The organism is Enterococcus sp. AZ163, from assembly GCF_050498925.1.
GTDB lineage: Bacteria > Bacillota > Bacilli > Lactobacillales > Enterococcaceae > Enterococcus_A > Enterococcus_A ferrettii.
This window is the reverse complement of record NZ_JBIPAO010000001.1, coordinates 3084701-3103772: the sequence shown is the minus strand read 5'-3', so window position 1 is coordinate 3103772 and position 19072 is coordinate 3084701. Positions and strand designations below refer to the sequence as shown.

The window sequence follows — 19072 nt, the reverse complement described above, 5'->3', positions numbered from 1 at the left end:
TATAATAGTAGAAAAAAATTTAGGGAGGCAAAAACGTTTGGCCTATAAATATTTAGTGATTGTGGAATCACCTGCAAAAGCAAAAACAATTGAAAAGTACCTTGGAAGAAATTACAAAGTAGTAGCGAGTGTTGGACATGTAAGAGATCTGCCAAAAAGCAAGATGGGAATTGATATTGAGAATAATTACGAACCTCATTACATCTCGATTCGCGGAAAAGGCGACGTCATCAAAAGCTTAAAGCAAGCCGCTAAAAAAGCTCAAAAAGTCTATCTCGCAAGTGACCCGGATAGAGAAGGGGAAGCAATCGCCTGGCATTTAGCTTACCTTTTAGGTTTGGATTTAGAAGATAAGAACCGCGTTGTGTTCAACGAAATTACAAAGGATGCTGTAAAAGCTGCCTTTAAAGAACCCCGCTCAATTGATGTTTCATTGGTGGATGCTCAACAAGCGCGTCGGGCTTTAGATCGTTTAGTAGGATATTCAATTTCGCCTATTTTGTGGCGTAAAGTGAAAAAAGGCTTGAGTGCTGGGCGTGTACAATCTATCGCCTTGAAAATTATTATCGATCGTGAACAAGAAATTCGTGAATTTATTCCCGTGGAATACTGGAGCATTGACGGAAACTTTAAAAAAGAAAAGAAAAAATTTAAGGCCAATTTCTGGGGCGTGGACGGTAAGAAGCGGAAATTACCAAATGCGGAATCTGTAAAAGAAATTACCCAACGAATTGACGGTAAGGACTATCAGGTAACTAAGGTAGAGAAAAAGGAACGAAGACGTAATCCTGCGCAATCTTTTACTACCAGTAATATGCAACAGGAAGCAGCTCGTAAGCTGAATTTTCGGACGCGTAAGACCATGATGGTTGCTCAACAACTGTATGAAGGAATTTCTTTGGGTAAACAAGGAACCGTCGGATTAATTACTTATATGCGTACAGACTCGACTCGTATTTCAGACACAGCGAAAACTGAAGCAGCAGAATTCATCGAAAACAAATATGGCAAAGAGTACTCTCAGCATACCGCCCGTAAAACAAAAAATCCTCAAGGAGCACAAGATGCCCATGAGGCGATTCGTCCAACCAGCGTAAACCGTACACCTGATGAAATGAAGAAATACCTTGATAAAGACCAGCTAAAATTGTATACCTTAATTTGGTCACGATTCGTCGCTAGCCAAATGACTGCTGCAGTTTTAGATACTATGAAGGTAACTTTAGAACAAAATGGTGTAATTTTTATCGCTAATGGTTCTAAGATTAAGTTCAAAGGGTTCATGCAGGTCTATGTTGAAGGCCGCGACGACGGCAAGGAAGACAAAGAAAACATCTTGCCAGAGCTTGCTGAAGGCGATGTAGTTCAGTCTGACAATATTGAACCTAAACAACATTTCACTCAGCCGCCAGCTCGTTTTAGTGAAGCAACATTGATTAAAACGCTAGAGGAAAACGGTGTGGGTCGTCCGTCCACTTATGCTCCAACATTGGAAACTATTCAGCGTCGTTACTATGTAAAACTGACTCAGCGTCGCTTCGAACCTACGGAGTTAGGAGAAATTGTTAATTCTCTGATTGTTGACTTTTTCCCACAAATCGTAGATGTAAACTTCACGGCAGAGATGGAAAATGGGTTGGATAAAATCGAGGAAGGCAAGGAAGAATGGGTCAAAGTCGTTGATCGTTTCTACAAACCCTTTGCTGTCGAGCTAGAAAAAGCTGAAGAAGGTATCGAGAAAATCCAAATCAAGGATGAACCTGCGGGCTTTGATTGTGATGTATGCGGACATCCAATGGTAATTAAGCTTGGCCGTTACGGTAAATTCTATGCCTGCAGCAACTTCCCAGACTGTCGCAATACTAAACCAATCATTAAAGAGATTGGAGTCGAGTGTCCGGTTTGTCATAAAGGACAGGTAGTCGAAAGAAAATCCAAGAAAAATAGATTATTCTATGGCTGTTCTCGTTACCCAGATTGTGATTTCACGTCTTGGGACAAACCAGTCGGCCGCAATTGTCCTAAGTGTGACAATTATTTGGTTGAGAAAAAGGTTAAAGGCGGCAAGCAGGTAGTCTGCATGAATGGAGATTATGAAGAAGCTGTTCAAAAATAGTGTAAGCGAGGAATGAAATGGTAAAAACGGTCAATGTTATTGGTGCGGGACTTGCAGGAAGTGAAGCTGCTTGGCAGTTAGCTCAAGCAAACGTACTGGTAGAATTATACGAGATGCGTCCGGTTCAATCAACACCAGCTCACCAAACGGAAAAATTTGCTGAGCTGGTCTGCAGCAATTCTCTGCGAGGGAATAATTTAACTAATGCGGTTGGAGTATTAAAAGAAGAAATGCGCCGCTTAAATTCGGTGATCATTCACTCGGCAGACGAAACAGCTGTTCCGGCAGGTGGAGCATTAGCGGTGGATCGCGAAGGATTTTCTGCGCTAATCACTGAGAAGGTGAAAAATCATCCTTTAGTAACTGTGCACAATGAAGAGATTACTAAACTGCCTGAAGGAATTACGATCGTTGCGACAGGCCCGCTTACCTCTAAAGCGTTAGCAGAAGAAATTGCATCATTTAATGGTTCTCATGGCTTCTATTTCTATGATGCAGCAGCACCTATTATTGATGGAACTACAATTGATCGTGAAAAAGTTTATCTGAAGTCTCGTTATGACAAAGGAGAAGCAGCCTACCTGAACTGTGCAATGAATGAAGAGGAATTCATGACTTTTTATGAAGCTTTGATATCAGCTGAAGTAGCAGAGTTGAAAACCTTTGAAAAAGAAAAATTCTTCGAAGGTTGTATGCCGATTGAAGTAATGGCAAAACGAGGGATTAAAACAATGCTCTTCGGTCCTATGAAGCCAGTTGGCTTGGAAGACCCTAAAACAGGCAAGCGTCCTTATGCTGTTATTCAGTTGCGTCAAGATAACGCAGCTGCTTCTATGTACAACATGGTTGGCTTCCAGACTCATCTGAAGTGGGGCGAACAAAAACGTGTATTTCGGATGATTCCAGGGTTAGAAAATGCTGAGTTTTTAAGATACGGTGTAATGCATCGAAATAGCTTTATGAATTCACCAGAGTTGCTTCGCCCGACCTACCAAAGTCGTAATCGCGATGATTTATTCTTTGCAGGCCAAATGACTGGGGTAGAAGGATACGTAGAAAGTGCCGGAAGTGGACTGATTGCCGGAATAAATGCAGCTCGTTTAGCTAAAGATGAGCCGCTGGTGGAGTTTCCGCGGGAGACGGCTCTAGGGGCCATGTCGTATTATATTACTCATGCTGAGGGGAAACATTTCCAACCAATGAACGCCAATTTTGGCTTGTTCCCAAGCTTACCTGAACGAATAAGAGATAAAAAGCTGCGCTATGAAACCTTAGCTCAGCGAGCTTTAGACGCTTTAGCTCAAATGGAACTATAATGGGATTACCCGCCGCAGAAATTTGCGGGGGGTTTTTCTTTTAGTATTCTAAGGAATTGTAAACAAATTCGTGAAAAATCAATAAATTCTGACAATTTAATTGTATTTAAAAACCGGTTGTGCTAAATTTGGATTATGTTTGTGAGGTGAGCTTATGACAAACGAGGAATGGATTCAGGCTTTTATGCGTTATTTGATTACTGAACGCGGGTATTCTGTCAAAACAAAAGAAGCTTATCTAAGAGACTTAACAGCCTTTTGCGAGTTTCTAGAAGACTCTGGAAGTGCAGATCTGCTGGCAATTGATCATTTAGATGTACGCGTTTACTTGGCATTTTTAAATGATCGAGGGTATAGTCGGAACACGATTAGTCGTAATATTGCGAGTTTACGTTCCTTTTATCAATATATACTGAAGCAAGAGAAAATGGAGGAAAATCCTTTTTCCTACGTTCATTTAAAGAAAAAGAAAAATCGCCTGCCTCGCTTTTTTTATGAGAAAGAAATCGATATTCTTTTTCAAAGCTTAGAGGGTGATAGGCCCTTGGATCAGCGCAATCGCGCATTATTAGAAGTTTTATACGGTGCAGGGCTGCGGGTCAGTGAATGTGCCAATTTGACGTTCTCTGTGATTGATCTTGATAACAGTGTTATGTTGATTCATGGAAAGGGCAATAAGGACCGTTATGTCCCATTAGGTTCATTTGCGGCAGATGCTTTGCAGGAATATCGTTTAGACGGTCGTAAACGGATCATGGAAAGGTTTCAAAAAGATCACGACTATGTTTTTATCAATCATCGTGGAGATCAGATTACTCCCACTGGGATTGAATACGTGTTGAATCAGCTAATTAAAAAGAGCAGTCTATCTTCAAGTATTCATCCTCATATGCTGAGGCATACCTTTGCCACACATCTGTTAAATAATGGGGCCGACCTAAGAACAGTTCAAGAGCTGTTAGGCCATGCAAATTTATCTACTACACAAATTTATACTCATGTGACAAAAGAAAGTTTACAAAAAAGTTATCGCTCGTTTCATCCACGAGCTTGAATTTAGGAGGAATAGCAATGGCTGAATCACAATTTCATTCTACAACCATTTGCGCTGTAGAGAAGGACGGAAAATTAGCGATGGCCGGCGACGGTCAAGTGACAATGGGACAACAGGTTGTTATGAAAGGCAGTGCACGTAAAGTGCGTCGCATCTATAATAATCAGGTTGTTGTAGGGTTTGCTGGGAGTGTGGCAGACGCTTTTACCTTGGAAGAAAAATTTGAAGGAAAACTAAACGAATACAACGGTAATCTACAGCGCGCTGCGGTTGAACTAGCACAGGAGTGGCGTACGCAGCAAGCGATGAAAAATTTGGAAGCTTTACTGATTGTCATGAATAAAGATGACATGCTGCTTGTTTCTGGTAATGGTGAAGTAATTGCTCCTGACGATGGTATTTTGGCGATCGGTTCAGGTGGTAACTATGCTTTGGCCGCTGCCAGAGCCTTGAAGCAGCACAACCCAGAAATGTCTGCAAAAGAAATTGCCGAAAGTGCGCTAAATATCGCCGCAGATATTTGTGTCTTTACCAACCATAATATTATCGTGGAAGAGATGTAAAGGAGAATGTTGAATGTCTGAAATTAATAAAACGCCTAGAGAGATTGTCAGCGAATTGGATCAATATATCATTGGCCAAAATGACGCGAAGCGCTCTGTTGCGGTGGCTTTACGCAATCGTTATCGTCGTATGCAGTTAGAAGAAAGCATGCAGCAGGAAGCGACCCCTAAAAATATATTAATGATTGGACCAACAGGGGTAGGTAAAACTGAAATTGCTCGTCGTTTGGCTAGAATTGTCAAGGCACCTTTTGTTAAGGTGGAGGCGACTAAGTTTACGGAAGTCGGTTATGTTGGTCGTGATGTAGAATCCATGGTGAGAGATTTGGTGGAAAATGCAATTACGATCGTTGAGAAGCAGCAATACTCTCAAGTATATAGTAAAGCCTTGAAGCGAGCTAATAAGCGGTTAGTGAAGGTTTTAGTACCTGGAATCAAGCGTGAACAAAAGAAATCAGGTAATCCGTATGATCAAATGATGAATATCTTTAACCAAACGCAACAGGCTGAGCCGCAAGAAGAATTGACAGAAGAAATCAAAGTCAATCGTAAAACAATTTTGGAACAGCTGGAAAAAGGCATGTTGGACAGTCGTGAAGTTACGATTGAAATTGAAGAGCCTAAGAAGTCAATGCCAATGATGAACAATGGTCTGGAGCAGATGGGTATTGATTTAAACGATACGTTAGGTGCCTTAACGCCCACTAAGAAGATTCAACGAACTGTCACTGTTAAAGAAGCTCAGGAGCTGCTGGTTAAAGAAGAACAAGCTAAATTAGTCAATGAAGCAGATATCCATACAGCTGCGATTAAACTAGCCGAAAGCTCAGGAATTATTTTTATTGATGAGATCGATAAGATTACTTCGAAATCGCAACAAAATTCTGGTGAAGTATCTCGCGAGGGGGTTCAACGGGATATTTTACCAATTGTCGAAGGATCACAGGTAAATACCAAGTATGGGGCGATCCAAACCGATCATGTTTTATTTATTGCCAGTGGTGCCTTCAGCTTCTCTAAACCTAGTGATCTGATTCCTGAATTACAAGGTCGTTTCCCAATTCGGGTAGAGTTAGATGATCTAACTGCTGAAGATTTCGTTCGGATATTAACAGAACCAAACAATGCTTTGATCCAGCAATATATAGATTTAATCGGGACTGAAAATGTAAAAGTAATCTTCACTCAGGAAGCAATTGAGAAATTAGCGAAAATTGCTTTTGATGTAAACCGAGAAACCGATAATATCGGTGCCCGTCGATTGCACACTATTTTGGAAAAATTGCTGGAGGATCTACTTTTCGAAGCACCAGACATGCAAATGGGTGAAATTACAATTACTGAGGCTTATGTTGATGAAAAACTGGCTTCGATTGCACAAAATAAAGATCTAAGCCGCTATATTCTATAATTTGGAGGGGAAATGATGGAAACCTTATTAGAAAAAACACGCCAAATTAACAAGTTAATGCAACAAAAAAATGCCTTTGAACCAGCTGCGGAGCTACCTTATAATAATATGGCTCGCATCCTTGGCGATGTGCTGAATTCATTGTCATACATCATTGATTCAAAAGGGAAGCTTTTAGGATTCAATGAAAAGATTGATATTAACAATGATCGTGTCAAGTCATTCCTTGTTGATCGGCAATTTCCTGATAGCTATGTAGGCGAGCTGAAACAAGTTATCAAGACTGAGGCTAATATTCCAAGTGGCAGTTCAGGAACGGCCTTTCCTACAGAACGCTCTCAGTACTATCCTAATGGGGTAACCACTATTGTTCCGATCTTTGGTTCCGGTGAACGTTTAGGTACGATTGTACTTGCCCGAACTGAAGAGTCCTTCACTGAGGATGATTTAGTGTTAGCGGAGTATGGGGCAACTGTTATTGGTATGGAGATCTTATATCAGCAGTTCCTCCATGTGGAAGAAAAAGTTCGTAGTCAAACGGCTGTTCAAATGGCTGTTAGCACACTTTCTTACAGTGAGCTCAAGGCTGTTAAAGCTATTTTTGAAGCTCTAGAAGGCGATGAAGGCCGTTTAACAGCTTCTAACATCGCTGATAAAATTGGTATTACTCGATCTGTTATTGTAAATGCTTTGCGTAAATTGGAATCAGCAGGTATTATAGAGTCACGCTCGCTAGGAATGAAGGGAACTTATTTAAAAGTATTGAATCCTTTGTTCAAAAAAGAATTGGTTAAACATCAATAGAGAGGCGGAAGCTTATGACAGTAAGGATTCAAAATGACTATTTACAGGCAGCGATCAGTGAAAAAGGGGCCGAATTAACCAGCCTTAAGGCTAATGACATCGAATATATGTGGCAGGCTGATCCAACCTACTGGGGACGTCATGCACCGATTCTTTTTCCCTTTGTCGGTCGCTTGAAAGATGATCAATATAGTTATAAAGGAAAAAGCTATCCAATGTCACAGCACGGTTTTGCACGAGATGAAATGTTTGAGATGGCGGAGCAAACGGATGAGAAGGTTGTTTTGACTTTAAAAAGCAACGATAAGACTAAGGAAATTTATCCTTTTGATTTTCTTTTATCTGTTAGTTATGAAGTTTGGGGAGAAGGCCTTCGTGTACGTTTTAAGGTGGAGAATACTGGCAACGAGGAAATGCTGTTTGCCTTAGGAGGACATCCAGCCTTTAATGTGCCATTAGAAGAAAGTTTGAAATTCGAGGACTATTTCTTCTCATTCTCACCGCAAAAATCAAGAGTGAAAATCCCGTTGGACGGACCATTTGCTAATTTAGATCAAAAAACGATTGGTCAGACCAATACTAATATTCGCATTAGTCGTGATTTGTTCCAAAACGACGCGTTGATCTACGAAACAAAAGGATTGAATACCTTTACCATCAGAGCGGAAGATTCGCCTCACAGCGTGACACTAGCCTACAATCATATTCCGTATGTGGGTTTTTGGTCACCCTATCCAAAAGAAGCCCCATTTGTTTGTATTGAGCCTTGGTGGGGATTTGCTGATCCAATCGACAGTACTGGTAAGCTGGAAGATAAACCAGGTATGAATCGTTTAGCACCCGCAGAGGAATTTAAGACACAATTTTCTATTACTGTAAGATAAAGAGAACGCCGGAAAATTCTCCGGCGTTTTTTTGTTTGTATAAAAAATTAATCAAATACAACCTGCCAATTAGGATCGGCATTTGCTTCAAAACACAAAGTAATCTGTTCTTTGGTCGTTTTCTCCTCGGCTAATTCTGGTAGATCTGACAAAGAAAACCAGTCGATTTGCAGAGTTTCGATGTTTTGTTCAAACTGACCGCTTAATTTTTGGCATAAGATAAATACTTTGCACACACCGTAAGCGTAACGAGGAGGATTGTGACGGTTCCGATCTTGAAGAGCAATAACTCTAAGCGTTTCTGCCTCAAAACCAGTTTCTTCTTTCACTTCTTTTAAGACATTGTCTCCTAACGATTGATTGATGTCTACCCAGCCACCAGGTAACGACCATTTTCCATTGTTTTCTTGAACAAGCAAAATTCTGTCGTTCTTGAAAATAGCAGCTCGGGTATCTAGCTTTGGTGTAGGGTAGCCAGGTTCCTCGGCAAACAATTTTCTGATTTCGAGCTCAGGCAAGGGGGACTGAGCCGCTAGCATTTCCACAGACAATGAACGAATACGTTCAAACCGTTCAGCATCAAAAGGATCTTTGGTATAGGTAAGACCTGCTTGAGCTATGGCTTGCAGTTCTACCGCCCAGTCGGTTAATCGATCGTTAATGTTCATTAGGAGACTCCTTTTTATTTAAGCCGAAAGAGACACGATTTTCAGTTCCATTTTTGATTCGTTGAATATTTTCGCGGTGTCGGTAAATAATGTATGTAGTTAGTACCAGACAAATAAGGGTCAGCAGCCAGTTATGCCTAGGAAGTATTGCCGGCCAAATGATAGGCAATATGATCGTCGAAAGAGTAACAAAAATAGCCGAAAGAATACTGGTTGCACTCACCATGCTGGTAATATACAAAACAATTAGAAAGAACACTAAGGAATAAAAGAAGAATAGAGGGCTGTAACCCAGCAGCATCCCAGCACTTGTAGCAACGGCTTTACCTCCTTTGAATCCGGCAAAGATTGGCAAGGTATGACCAATAACTGCGACTAGACCAAACCATAAAGGATTAATATCTAAGTGGAAAATCATAGGCAAACAGGTAGCCAGGGTTCCTTTTAAAAGATCGATGGCGAAGACAACAAAGCCCGCAGGTTTTCCTAAAATTCGAAAAGTATTGGTCGTGCCAGTGCCACCGCTGCCGTACTCACGAATATCTTTTTTAAAGAAAAGTTTTCCAATCCAAACCCCTGATGGAATTGAGCCTAAAAGATAAGCTAGCAACAAAAGCATAGCCATTTTCATTGTTTTTCCCCATTTCATTGTTGTTAGAGTTATTTTAACAGATTTGAAATAGGTGAACAAACATCAAAGCAATGATATACTAAATACTAAGAAAGGCGGTTGTTTTATGCAATTTGAAAACCCTAGTCAAGAGAAGATTTTTGAATATTTAGATACAGCCAAAGTGATAGCGGTGGTGGGCTTTAGTGAAAACCCAGAAAAAACCAGCCATCAAATCGCGCAGTTGTTAAAAGACGCTGATTATACTGTCTATGGAGTAAATCCTAAGTTAGGAGGTCAGAAGATCGCTGGCATCGAAGTTTTTTCTGGATTATCAGAAGTTCCAGAGGCAATAGATATTGTCGATATTTTTCGTCGCAGCGAGTTTTTACCGCAGGTGGCAAAAGAATTTTTGCAGACGGACGCAAAAGTTTTTTGGGCACAACTTGGTTTAAGCAGTCAAGAAGCGGCAGAAATGCTGCATGAAAAGGGCCGTACCGACATTGTTATGGACCGCTGCATCAAGATTGAATTGGCTAAAAGAGTCTAACAACCAGTTGATTTTCTGCTAAAAAATTGATAAAATGCCTTCTCAGGTCATCAGAAGGCTTTTTTTTTGAGCTTTTTTAGCGTATCATAGCAATGATGTATTTTTAGATAAGGAGCTGTTAGCTTGGCTAGGAAAAGTAATAATGAATACAATGACGCTTCGATTCAGGTCTTAGAAGGATTAGAAGCTGTAAGAAAAAGACCTGGTATGTATATTGGATCTACCGATGGACGTGGTCTACACCATTTGGTATATGAAATCGTTGACAACGCAGTGGATGAAGCACTGTCTGGCTTCGGTAATGAAATTGATGTCACGCTGTACCCTGATAATAGTATTAAGGTAAGTGATAAGGGCCGAGGAATGCCTGTTGGAATGCACGCTTCTGGGATCCCTACAGTCGAAGTTATCTTTACAATTTTGCATGCTGGAGGAAAATTTGGACAAGGCGGCTATAAAACTTCTGGCGGGTTACACGGTGTCGGTGCCAGTGTGGTGAATGCCTTGTCGAAATGGCTGACGGTTACCATCGTACGCGATGGTGTCGAATATGTGCAGAAATTTAAGGATGGTGGAAAAGCACAGGGCAGTTTGAAAAAAATCGGCAAAACGCGACAACCGAATGGAACCAGTGTCCATTTCATGCCGGATGATACAATTTTTTCAACAGTCCGCTTTTCTTACAGCACTCTTTCTGAACGGTTGCGGGAATCAGCTTTCTTGTTAAGAGGTGTAAAAATTACCATCACTGATTTACGGGAAGAAGAAGTAAAAGAAGAGGTTTTCCACTTTGAAGAAGGAATCAAAGAATTTGTTGAGTACCTAAACGAAGACAAGGATACTTTGACACCAGTAACCTACTTTTCTGGAGAAAAGGATGGTATTGAGGTTGAGTTCGCTTATCAATACAATGATGGCTATTCAGAAAATGTTTTATCTTTCGTAAACAATGTCCGAACAAAGGATGGTGGAACTCATGAGGCTGGGATGAAAACCTCAATGACGAAAGCCTTTAACGAATATGCCCGTAAGACTGGTTTGCTGAAGGAAAAGGATAAAAACTTGGAAGGTTCAGACTTCCGTGAAGGTTTGTCCGCAGTTCTGTCAATCCGTGTGCCAGAAAATCTGCTGCAGTTTGAAGGCCAAACCAAAGAAAAATTGGGTACACCTGCGGCTCGGGGAGTAGTAGATAACGTCATCGGGGAGCAAATGGGCTTCTACTTGCAGGAAAACAGCGAAACAAGTCAAATGCTGGTACGTAAAGCGATCAAAGCTAGAGAAGCTCGTGAGGCGGCTCGTAAAGCGCGAGAAGAGAGCCGAAATGGCAAGAAACGAAAAAAAGGCGAATCACTTTTATCTGGTAAATTGACACCAGCACAATCTCGTAATGCGCAGCGCAATGAATTATTCCTAGTCGAAGGAGATTCAGCCGGTGGATCAGCGAAACAAGGCCGAGATCGTAAATTTCAAGCGATTCTTCCACTGCGCGGCAAGGTTATCAATACCGAAAAAGCGAAACTACAGGATATTCTGAAAAACGAAGAAATCAACACCATGATTTATACAATTGGAGCTGGTGTTGGTGCAGAGTTTGCAATCGAGGATTGCAACTATGATAAAGTTATTATCATGACCGATGCGGATACCGATGGCGCCCATATACAGGTGCTATTGTTGACCTTTTTCTACCGTTACATGAAGCCCTTAATTGAAGCAGGTAAGGTTTATATTGCTTTGCCACCTTTGTATAAGGTATCTAAGGGGTCTGGCAAGAAACAAGTTATGGAGTACGCTTGGACCGATGATGAGCTGGAAGGCGTTATTAAACGAATTGGCAAGGGCTATATGCTTCAACGTTACAAAGGGCTTGGTGAAATGAACGCTGAACAGCTATGGGAAACTACAATGGATCCTGATCACCGGACACTGGTTCGGGTAAGAATTGATGATGCAGCACAAGCTGAACGCCGAGTAACAACTTTAATGGGCGATAAAGTTGAGCCGCGTCGTAAATGGATTGAAAGCCATGTCCAATTCACTTTAGAAGAAGATGGGAGCCTGCTGGAAAACAAGGATGAGATTCAGCCTTCGGTTTCCAACGAACTGCTGGATGAAGAAAATTTTGAAAACATAGAATTGTTTAATGAGTAGGTGGTGGTCGACAGATGGAAAATAAACAATCGATTCAAGAATTAACGTTAGAGGAAGTCATGGGTGACCGCTTTGGTCGTTACTCAAAATACATTATCCAAGAACGGGCATTACCAGATGTTCGAGATGGTTTAAAACCAGTACAACGTCGTATTTTATATGCTATGAACAAGGATGGTAATACTTACGATAAAGGCTTCCGAAAATCAGCTAAATCTGTCGGAAATATTATGGGGAATTATCATCCTCATGGAGACAGTTCGATTTATGAAGCAATGGTACGTATGAGTCAGGACTGGAAGCTACGAGAAGTTCTGATTGAAATGCACGGAAACAATGGATCAATGGATGGCGATCCGCCAGCAGCAATGCGTTACACGGAAGCACGTCTTTCCCAGCTGAGCGGAGAGATGCTGAAAGATATTGAGAAGGAGACAGTTGATTTAGTTTGGAACTTTGACGATACCGAAAAAGAACCGACTGTTTTACCCGCAGCTTATCCTAATCTGTTAATCAATGGATCTACTGGGATTTCAGCGGGATATGCTACTGAAATTCCAACGCATAATTTATCTGAAGTTATTGATGGAACTATCTATTTGTTGGATCATCCCAATGCCAGCCTGGAAAAAATTATGGAATTTATTCCAGGACCTGACTTTCCGACTGGTGGTATTTTACAAGGCAAAGATGAGATCAAAAAAGCTTATGAAACCGGCAAAGGGAAAGTAATTCTACGTTCAAAGACGGCAATTGAGCCATTAAAAGGTGGAAAACAGCAGATTGTGATCCATGAGGTCCCTTACGAAGTGAATAAGGCGATCCTAGTGAAAAAAATGGACGAAATTCGTTTGAACAAAAAAATTGATGGTATTGCCGAAGTTCGTGATGAAACCGACCGTACAGGTCTTCAAATTGTAGTAGAATTGAAGAAGGACGCAAATGCAGAAGGTATTTTGAATTACTTGTTTAAAAATACGGATTTGCAGATCAATTACAATTTCAACATGGTAGCCATTGATAATATGACACCGCAGCAAGTTGGCCTAAAGCATATTTTAGCCAGCTACATTCAACATCGCCAGTCAGTCATCACGAAACGCAGTCAATTTGAGTTGACTAAAGCTCAAAAACGACAACACATTGTTGAAGGCTTGATGAAGGCTTTATCGATCTTGGATGAAGTGATTGCAGCGATTCGTGAAAGTAAAGACAAGCGAGATGCGAAAAACAATTTAGTTAAAAAGTTTGAGTTTACTGAGGAGCAGGCGGAAGCAATAGTGAACCTGCAATTGTATCGTCTAACTAACACAGATATTACTCAATTGAAAAAAGAAGCAGATGAATTATCCGCTGAAGTGAAAGAATTACAACTGATCTTGTCTAGTGAACGAGAATTGAACAAAGTGATGAAGCAAGAGCTGCGCCAAATCAAAAAGCAATACGGTAATGGTCGCTTAACTAAGATTGAAGATCAAATCACAGAAATCAAGATCGAAACCGAGGTGCTGATCGCTCAGGAGGACGTTGTAGTATCTGTTACCCAAGAAGGATATATGAAACGCAGCAGCCTGCGTTCCTACAATGCATCTCAACCAGAAGAACTGGGAATGAAGGACGGGGACCGCGTCTTGTTTGCTCAGAAAATGAATACGTTAGATCATGTACTGATTTTAACTAATCGCGGCAATATGATCTATCGTCCAGTTCATGAGGTAGCGGATTTGAAATGGAAAGACGTGGGTGAACATATTTCACAAACGATTACCAACCTAAAAGTCGATGAAGAAATTATGGCAGTCTTTCCATATAAAGAGATTGATGCCAATCAATTATTTGTCCTCATGACTAAAGAAGGTATGATTAAGCAAACCCGCATGACCGAGTTTTCACCATGGCGCACGTACAAGAGTCGTCCGACTGCAGCAATCAAGCTGAAAAGCTATACGGATCGGGTAATTGCAGTACGCTTAATCAAAAATACTAAAGATCTTGATGTGTTTATCGGAACTTATCGAGGCTTTGGTCTGCGCTATCCTCTAGAAGAAGTACCTGTAGTAGGGGCTAAAGCAGCGGGTGTTAAGGCTGTTAATCTGAAAGACGGCGATCATGTTGTTGGTGGCACATTAATCTTATCCGAAGGGGATTCACCAATTACCCTAATCAGTCAACGAGGAGCAGCAAAACGGATGTTGGCTCAAGAATTACCGCAACTGGGCAGAGCAAAACGCGGCCTAATGATCTTCAGAGAGTTGAAGAAAAATGCGCACCGCTTAGTTTATCTAACAGATGCCACAGAGGGTGAACTTGAGTTGCTGACCCAAAAAGGAACGACTCAAACAGTGGAAATTGCTAAAATCCCAGTCAGCGATCGTTTGGCCAATGGTTCATTTGCCATAGATGAGAAGACAGACGGCGAGGTATTTGCTGTTTACGAAACGAAACAGTGGGATGAACAATAGTATTAACTGTATTATATAATTTGAATAAAAACGGCTATCTGTATTAGTACAGATAGCCGTTTTTTCGCTCACATAATACCTGATAAAGGTGAGTTTGTAAGAATTATTAATAAATAGAACATGTTTGATATTCTTGATATAAAAGGGATGTTACCGATAACAGGCACAGAAAAAGTGACTTGTTAAAGTTTTTACATGAAACTATTGCAATAGCTTTAGAATGTGTTATACTGTGTCTGTAAAGCTGTAGCAATTAAAAGGGTCATAATTTTCTAAGGAGGTCTCTCTTAAATGGGAACTGCAACAAAAGAGCTTGAAAAGTTGAATGTAATTGAAAAAGAAGCATGGAATGGCTTCAAGGGTACAACTTGGAAGACAGAAGTAAACACACGTGATTTTATCCAAGCCAACTACACACCGTACGAAGGAAATGCTGAATTCTTGGCAGAAGCAACAGATGCAACCAACAAATTATGGGGCAGACTGCAAGAACTGCAAAAGCAAGAACGTGAAAACGGCGGCGTATTGGATATGGAAACTGACGTTGTTTCCTCAGTAAATGCATACGGTGCAGGTTACATTGACGAAGAGTTGAAAGACGAAGAAAAAGTTGTTGGTATCCAAACTGACAAACCTTTAAAACGTGCATTCATGCCTTATGGCGGTATTCGTATGGCTGAAGAAGCATTGGAAAGCTATGGATATACTCCAAACCCTAAATTCACTGAAATCTTCAGCGAATATCATAAGACACATAATCAAGGTGTTTTCGATGTTTATACACCAGAAATTCGGGCAGCTCGTCGTAATAAGATTATTACTGGACTTCCTGATACTTATGGCCGTGGACGTATTGTTGGCGACTATCGTCGTGTAGCATTATACGGAATTGACTACTTGATGCAAGAAAAATTAAAAGATCATGCAAACGTTGGCAATGGCCAATTCACTGACGAAGATATTCGTTTGCGTGAAGAAGTTAACGATCAATTTAAAGCATTGAAAAAAATGAAAGAAATGGCAGCAGCATACGGCTACGATATTTCTCGTCCAGCTGAAAATGCGAAAGAAGCTGTACAATGGGTATACTTCGGTTACCTAGCTGCAATCAAAGAACAAAATGGTGCAGCAATGTCAATCGGCCGTGTATCAACCTTCTTAGATATCTATATTCAACGTGATATCAATAAAGGCTTGATGAATGAAGCTGAAGCACAAGAGTTAATCGACCATTTAGTTATGAAATTACGTATGGTTAAATTCGCTCGTATCCCTTCATACAACGAATTGTTCTCAGGAGACCCAGTATGGGCAACTCTTTCAATCGCTGGTATGGGTATGGACGGACGTACATTAGTTACTAAAAATGATTTCCGTTTCTTACGTACTTTGCAAAATATGGGACCTTCTCCAGAACCAAACTTGACAGTATTGTACTCTTCTCGTTTGCCTGAAGGCTTTAAAGATTATGCAGCGAAAATTTCAATTGAAACTTCTTCTATCCAATACGAAAATGACGACGTTATGCGTCCAGTTTGGTTAGATGACTATGCAATTTGCTGCTGTGTGTCTGCAACTCAAACGGGTAAAGAAATGCAATTCTTTGGTGCCCGTGCAAACCTTGCCAAAGCTTTGACCTATGCAATTAACGGTGGAGTAGATGAAAAATCTAAAACACAAGTGGGACCTAAATACCGTGCAATTACTTCTAATGATGCGTTAGATTTTGAAGAAGTAATGGAAAAATATGACGATATGCTTGAATGGTTGGCAGGTATGTATGTAAATACATTAAACTGCATCCACTACATGCACGATAAATATTATTATGAAGCAGCTGAGCTTGCTTTGATGGATACAAACTTGAAACGTACCTTTGCAACTGGTATTGCTGGATTCTCTCACGTAGTAGATTCATTAGCAGCGATCAAATATGCAAAAGTTTATCCAGTTCGTGACGAAGACGGCTTAGTGATTGACTACAAGACTGAAGGCGAGTTTCCTAAATACGGAAATGATGATAACCGTGCTGATGATATTGCTGTTTGGTTATTGAAGACTTTCTTGGAAAAATTAGAGCATTACAAAACGTACCGTGATTCTGAACCAACAACTTCTATCCTGACAATCACTTCTAACGTAGTTTACGGAAAAGCAACTGGAAGTTTGCCAGATGGACGTCCTGCTGGTGCGCCATTATCTCCTGGTGCTAACCCATCTTACGGTGCAGAACAAAACGGCTTGTTGGCTTCATTAAACTCATTGACTAAATTGCCTTATGAATATGCTTTAGACGGCATTTCAAATACACAAAGTATCAACCCTGATGCTTTAGGTCATGATGAAGAAGAACAAATCGAAAACTTAACAAACGTATTGAACGGCTACTTTGACCAAGGTGCGCATCACTTAAACGTGAACGTATTCGGCAAAGAAAAACTAGTTGATGCAATGGAACACCCAGAAAAAGAAGAGTACGCAAACTTCACCATTCGTGTTTCTGGTTACGCAGTTAAATTTATTGATTTAAGTCGTGAACAACAATTAGATGTTATCAGCCGTACATTCCACGAAAAGATGTAAGAACTGAAAACAAAGTAACGCAAGTAAGGGCGGATGGACGGAGGTCTATTCGCCTTTACCCATGTTTATAAGGAGGAAATGTTTATGTCGACAACGACTGAACAACCCATCATTGGAAATGTCCACTCAATTGAAAGCTTTGGCTCGGTTGATGGCCCTGGCGTTCGATTTATCGTCTTTATGCAAGGCTGCCGCATGCGCTGCCAGTTTTGTCATAATCCTGATACTTGGCAAATTCACGATCCAAAGGCTAAGAAACGTACGGCCGATGATCTCTTACAAGAAGCAATCCATTACAAGAGCTATTGGGGTAAAAAAGGTGGAATCACAGTTAGTGGTGGTGAACCCTTGCTGCAAATCGATTTTCTAATTGACCTATTTAAAAAGGCTAAAGCGCAAGGAATCCACACTACATTAGATTCATGTGGCAAACCCTTTACCTTTGAAGAACCATTTTTCTCTAAATTTGAAGAATTGATGCAATATACCGACCTGATTTTATTTGACATTAAACAAATCGATGATCAAAAGCATAAGGAATTAACTGGACATGGCAATGCCAATATTTTGGACATGGCGAAGTATTTATCCGACATCAATAAGCCGGTTTGGATTCGCCACGTATTAGTACCCTTTAGAAGCGACTATGACGAATTTTTAATTCGATTAGATACATTTATTAAAACCTTGAAGAACGTGGATAAAGTAGAAATTCTGCCTTACCACACGATGGGTAAATACAAATGGGAAGAAATGGGCTTGAAATACCCATTGGAAGGAATTGAACCGCCAGCGGATGAACGAGTGGTCAATGCAAAAAAACTTCTCCATACAGAGGATTATAAAGGCTATCTGAAACGATAAACTTTCGAGAAAAGAGCGACTGTTGGTTGCTCTTTTCGTTTTTTTTGATATCATTAAGAAGAACTTATTTAAAGGAGCGAATTGATTATGACAAAAGTTTTAGTTTTTGGTCACCAGAATCCTGATACAGATGCAATTGGCGCAGCGATTTCCTTTGCAAATCTGCAAAAAGAATTGGGGATAGATGCTGAAGCAGTAGCTTTGGGTACCCCTAATGAAGAAACCCAGTATGCTTTGGATCACTTCGGTTTAACAGCCCCTCGTGTAGTAGAAAGTGTTGAAGCAGAAGCTGCTGATGTTATGCTGGTGGATCACAATGAATTCCAGCAGTCAATTTCAGACATTGAAAAAGCTAATATTTTAGCAGTAGTGGACCACCATCGAATTGCTAATTTTCAAACAGCAGATCCTTTGTACTATCGCGCTGAACCAGTTGGTTGTACATCAACTATCGTATTAAAACTATACAAAGAAAAGAATGTGGCAGTGCCAAAAGAAATAGCTGGTCTAATGCTGTCAGCGATTGTTTCTGACACATTACTATTCAAATCACCTACTTGTACTGAAGAAGATGTAGCAGCAGCAAAAGAGCTTGCTGAGGTGGCTAACGTTGATTTAGACAGCTATGGGCTAGCGATGTTAAAAGCTGGAACTAACTTGGCTGATAAATCAGAAGCTGAACTATTAGACTTGGATGCGAAAAGCTTCCCAATGGCGGATAAAACAGTCCGAGTTGCTCAAGTAAATACTGTTGACTTAGACGAGGTATTTGCGCGTCAAGATGCATTAAAAGCAGCCATGATTGCTGAAAATGCTGAGAAGGGTTATGATCTGTTCTTGTTGTTGGTTACCAACATTTTGAATTCAGACTCTGAATTATTAGTAGCTGGTGAACCGCGTGAGAAAGTGATTGAAGCCTTCAACGTTCAATTAGCCGATGATCGGGCCTTCTTACCAGGTGTCGTTTCTCGTAAGAAACAGGTTGTTCCTCAATTGACAGCCGCTTTTGAAGCTTAAGAGTTAAGAAGAGGATTTA

Annotated in this window: 15 protein-coding genes; 13 read left to right on the top strand and 2 right to left on the bottom strand. The window is 40.6% G+C overall.

Going from position 1 to position 19072, the window contains the following annotated elements:
* Positions 1 to 37: 37 nt before the first annotated feature.
* From topA to IGI46_RS14855, 7 genes are all read left to right on the top strand, one after another.
* On the top strand, positions 38 to 2116 hold the full coding sequence (topA, locus tag IGI46_RS14885) for a type I DNA topoisomerase (protein WP_429963832.1): 2079 nt from the start codon (positions 38 to 40) through the stop codon (positions 2114 to 2116).
* Between the two features lie 17 nt (positions 2117 to 2133).
* Complete coding sequence (trmFO, locus tag IGI46_RS14880) at positions 2134 to 3432, top strand: methylenetetrahydrofolate--tRNA-(uracil(54)-C(5))-methyltransferase (FADH(2)-oxidizing) TrmFO (protein ID WP_429963831.1); 1299 nt, start codon at positions 2134 to 2136, stop codon at positions 3430 to 3432.
* A 154-nt stretch (positions 3433 to 3586) separates the two neighbouring features.
* Positions 3587 to 4486: a tyrosine recombinase XerC gene (gene xerC / locus IGI46_RS14875; protein ID WP_429963830.1), complete on the top strand. Its 900-nt coding sequence runs from the start codon at positions 3587 to 3589 to the stop codon at positions 4484 to 4486.
* Between the two features lie 17 nt (positions 4487 to 4503).
* Positions 4504 to 5049, top strand: coding sequence for an ATP-dependent protease subunit HslV (hslV, locus tag IGI46_RS14870; protein ID WP_207705152.1), 546 nt, complete (start codon positions 4504 to 4506; stop codon positions 5047 to 5049).
* Between the two features lie 13 nt (positions 5050 to 5062).
* Positions 5063 to 6460 carry an ATP-dependent protease ATPase subunit HslU gene (gene hslU / locus IGI46_RS14865; RefSeq protein ID WP_429973744.1) on the top strand — a complete coding sequence of 466 codons (1398 nt, stop codon included), beginning with the start codon at positions 5063 to 5065 and terminating at the stop codon, positions 6458 to 6460.
* 15 nt (positions 6461 to 6475) lie between these two features.
* On the top strand, positions 6476 to 7264 hold the full coding sequence (gene codY / locus IGI46_RS14860; protein WP_207705150.1) for a GTP-sensing pleiotropic transcriptional regulator CodY: 789 nt from the start codon (positions 6476 to 6478) through the stop codon (positions 7262 to 7264).
* A 14-nt stretch (positions 7265 to 7278) separates the two neighbouring features.
* Complete coding sequence (locus IGI46_RS14855; protein WP_429963828.1) at positions 7279 to 8148, top strand: aldose 1-epimerase family protein; 870 nt, start codon at positions 7279 to 7281, stop codon at positions 8146 to 8148.
* A 47-nt stretch (positions 8149 to 8195) separates the two neighbouring features.
* Here the strand turns inward: IGI46_RS14855 and IGI46_RS14850 are convergent, their stop codons facing one another.
* A complete protein-coding gene (locus IGI46_RS14850; protein WP_429963827.1) occupies positions 8196 to 8816 on the bottom strand; it encodes an NUDIX hydrolase N-terminal domain-containing protein in 621 nt (206 codons plus the stop codon).
* Positions 8806 to 9447, bottom strand: a complete 642-nt coding sequence (gene plsY, locus IGI46_RS14845) for a glycerol-3-phosphate 1-O-acyltransferase PlsY (protein WP_207705147.1) — start codon at positions 9445 to 9447, stop codon at positions 8806 to 8808. The genes IGI46_RS14850 and plsY overlap by 11 nt, the downstream gene beginning before the upstream one ends.
* 106 nt (positions 9448 to 9553) lie before the next feature.
* Here plsY and IGI46_RS14840 point away from each other — a divergent pair, with 106 nt between their 5' ends.
* From IGI46_RS14840 to IGI46_RS14815, 6 genes are all read left to right on the top strand, one after another.
* Positions 9554 to 9976, top strand: coding sequence for a CoA-binding protein (locus IGI46_RS14840; protein WP_429963826.1), 423 nt, complete (start codon positions 9554 to 9556; stop codon positions 9974 to 9976).
* A gap of 123 nt (positions 9977 to 10099) precedes the next feature.
* Positions 10100 to 12127 (top strand): DNA topoisomerase IV subunit B, encoded by a 2028-nt coding sequence (gene parE / locus IGI46_RS14835; RefSeq protein WP_429963825.1) that lies wholly within the window; start codon positions 10100 to 10102, stop codon positions 12125 to 12127.
* A 14-nt stretch (positions 12128 to 12141) separates the two neighbouring features.
* Positions 12142 to 14589 carry a DNA topoisomerase IV subunit A gene (parC, locus tag IGI46_RS14830; protein WP_429973743.1) on the top strand — a complete coding sequence of 816 codons (2448 nt, stop codon included), beginning with the start codon at positions 12142 to 12144 and terminating at the stop codon, positions 14587 to 14589.
* A gap of 291 nt (positions 14590 to 14880) precedes the next feature.
* On the top strand, positions 14881 to 17172 hold the full coding sequence (gene pflB, locus IGI46_RS14825) for a formate C-acetyltransferase (RefSeq protein ID WP_429963823.1): 2292 nt from the start codon (positions 14881 to 14883) through the stop codon (positions 17170 to 17172).
* A gap of 84 nt (positions 17173 to 17256) precedes the next feature.
* The gene (gene pflA, locus IGI46_RS14820) at positions 17257 to 18036 is read left to right on the top strand and encodes a pyruvate formate-lyase-activating protein (RefSeq protein WP_429973742.1); all 780 of its coding nucleotides are present in this window, start codon (positions 17257 to 17259) and stop codon (positions 18034 to 18036) included.
* Positions 18037 to 18123: 87 nt separating this feature from the next.
* Positions 18124 to 19053 carry a manganese-dependent inorganic pyrophosphatase gene (locus IGI46_RS14815; protein WP_207705141.1) on the top strand — a complete coding sequence of 310 codons (930 nt, stop codon included), beginning with the start codon at positions 18124 to 18126 and terminating at the stop codon, positions 19051 to 19053.
* Positions 19054 to 19072: the final 19 nt, after the last annotated feature.

What these genes read in the sequence shown, in the direction of transcription:
- trmFO (WP_429963831.1), top strand. Translation starts at nt 2,134, where the DNA reads ATGGTAAAAACGGTCAATGTTATTGGTGCGGGACTTGCAGGAAGTGAA.
- xerC (WP_429963830.1), top strand. Translation starts at nt 3,587, where the DNA reads ATGACAAACGAGGAATGGATTCAGGCTTTTATGCGTTATTTGATTACT.
- hslV (WP_207705152.1), top strand. Translation starts at nt 4,504, where the DNA reads ATGGCTGAATCACAATTTCATTCTACAACCATTTGCGCTGTAGAGAAG.
- hslU (WP_429973744.1), top strand. Translation starts at nt 5,063, where the DNA reads ATGTCTGAAATTAATAAAACGCCTAGAGAGATTGTCAGCGAATTGGAT.
- codY (WP_207705150.1), top strand. Translation starts at nt 6,476, where the DNA reads ATGGAAACCTTATTAGAAAAAACACGCCAAATTAACAAGTTAATGCAA.
- IGI46_RS14855 (WP_429963828.1), top strand. Translation starts at nt 7,279, where the DNA reads ATGACAGTAAGGATTCAAAATGACTATTTACAGGCAGCGATCAGTGAA.
- IGI46_RS14850 (WP_429963827.1), bottom strand. Translation starts at nt 8,816, where the DNA reads ATGAACATTAACGATCGATTAACCGACTGGGCGGTAGAACTGCAAGCC.
- plsY (WP_207705147.1), bottom strand. Translation starts at nt 9,447, where the DNA reads ATGAAAATGGCTATGCTTTTGTTGCTAGCTTATCTTTTAGGCTCAATT.
- IGI46_RS14840 (WP_429963826.1), top strand. Translation starts at nt 9,554, where the DNA reads ATGCAATTTGAAAACCCTAGTCAAGAGAAGATTTTTGAATATTTAGAT.
- parC (WP_429973743.1), top strand. Translation starts at nt 12,142, where the DNA reads ATGGAAAATAAACAATCGATTCAAGAATTAACGTTAGAGGAAGTCATG.
- pflB (WP_429963823.1), top strand. Translation starts at nt 14,881, where the DNA reads ATGGGAACTGCAACAAAAGAGCTTGAAAAGTTGAATGTAATTGAAAAA.
- pflA (WP_429973742.1), top strand. Translation starts at nt 17,257, where the DNA reads ATGTCGACAACGACTGAACAACCCATCATTGGAAATGTCCACTCAATT.
- IGI46_RS14815 (WP_207705141.1), top strand. Translation starts at nt 18,124, where the DNA reads ATGACAAAAGTTTTAGTTTTTGGTCACCAGAATCCTGATACAGATGCA.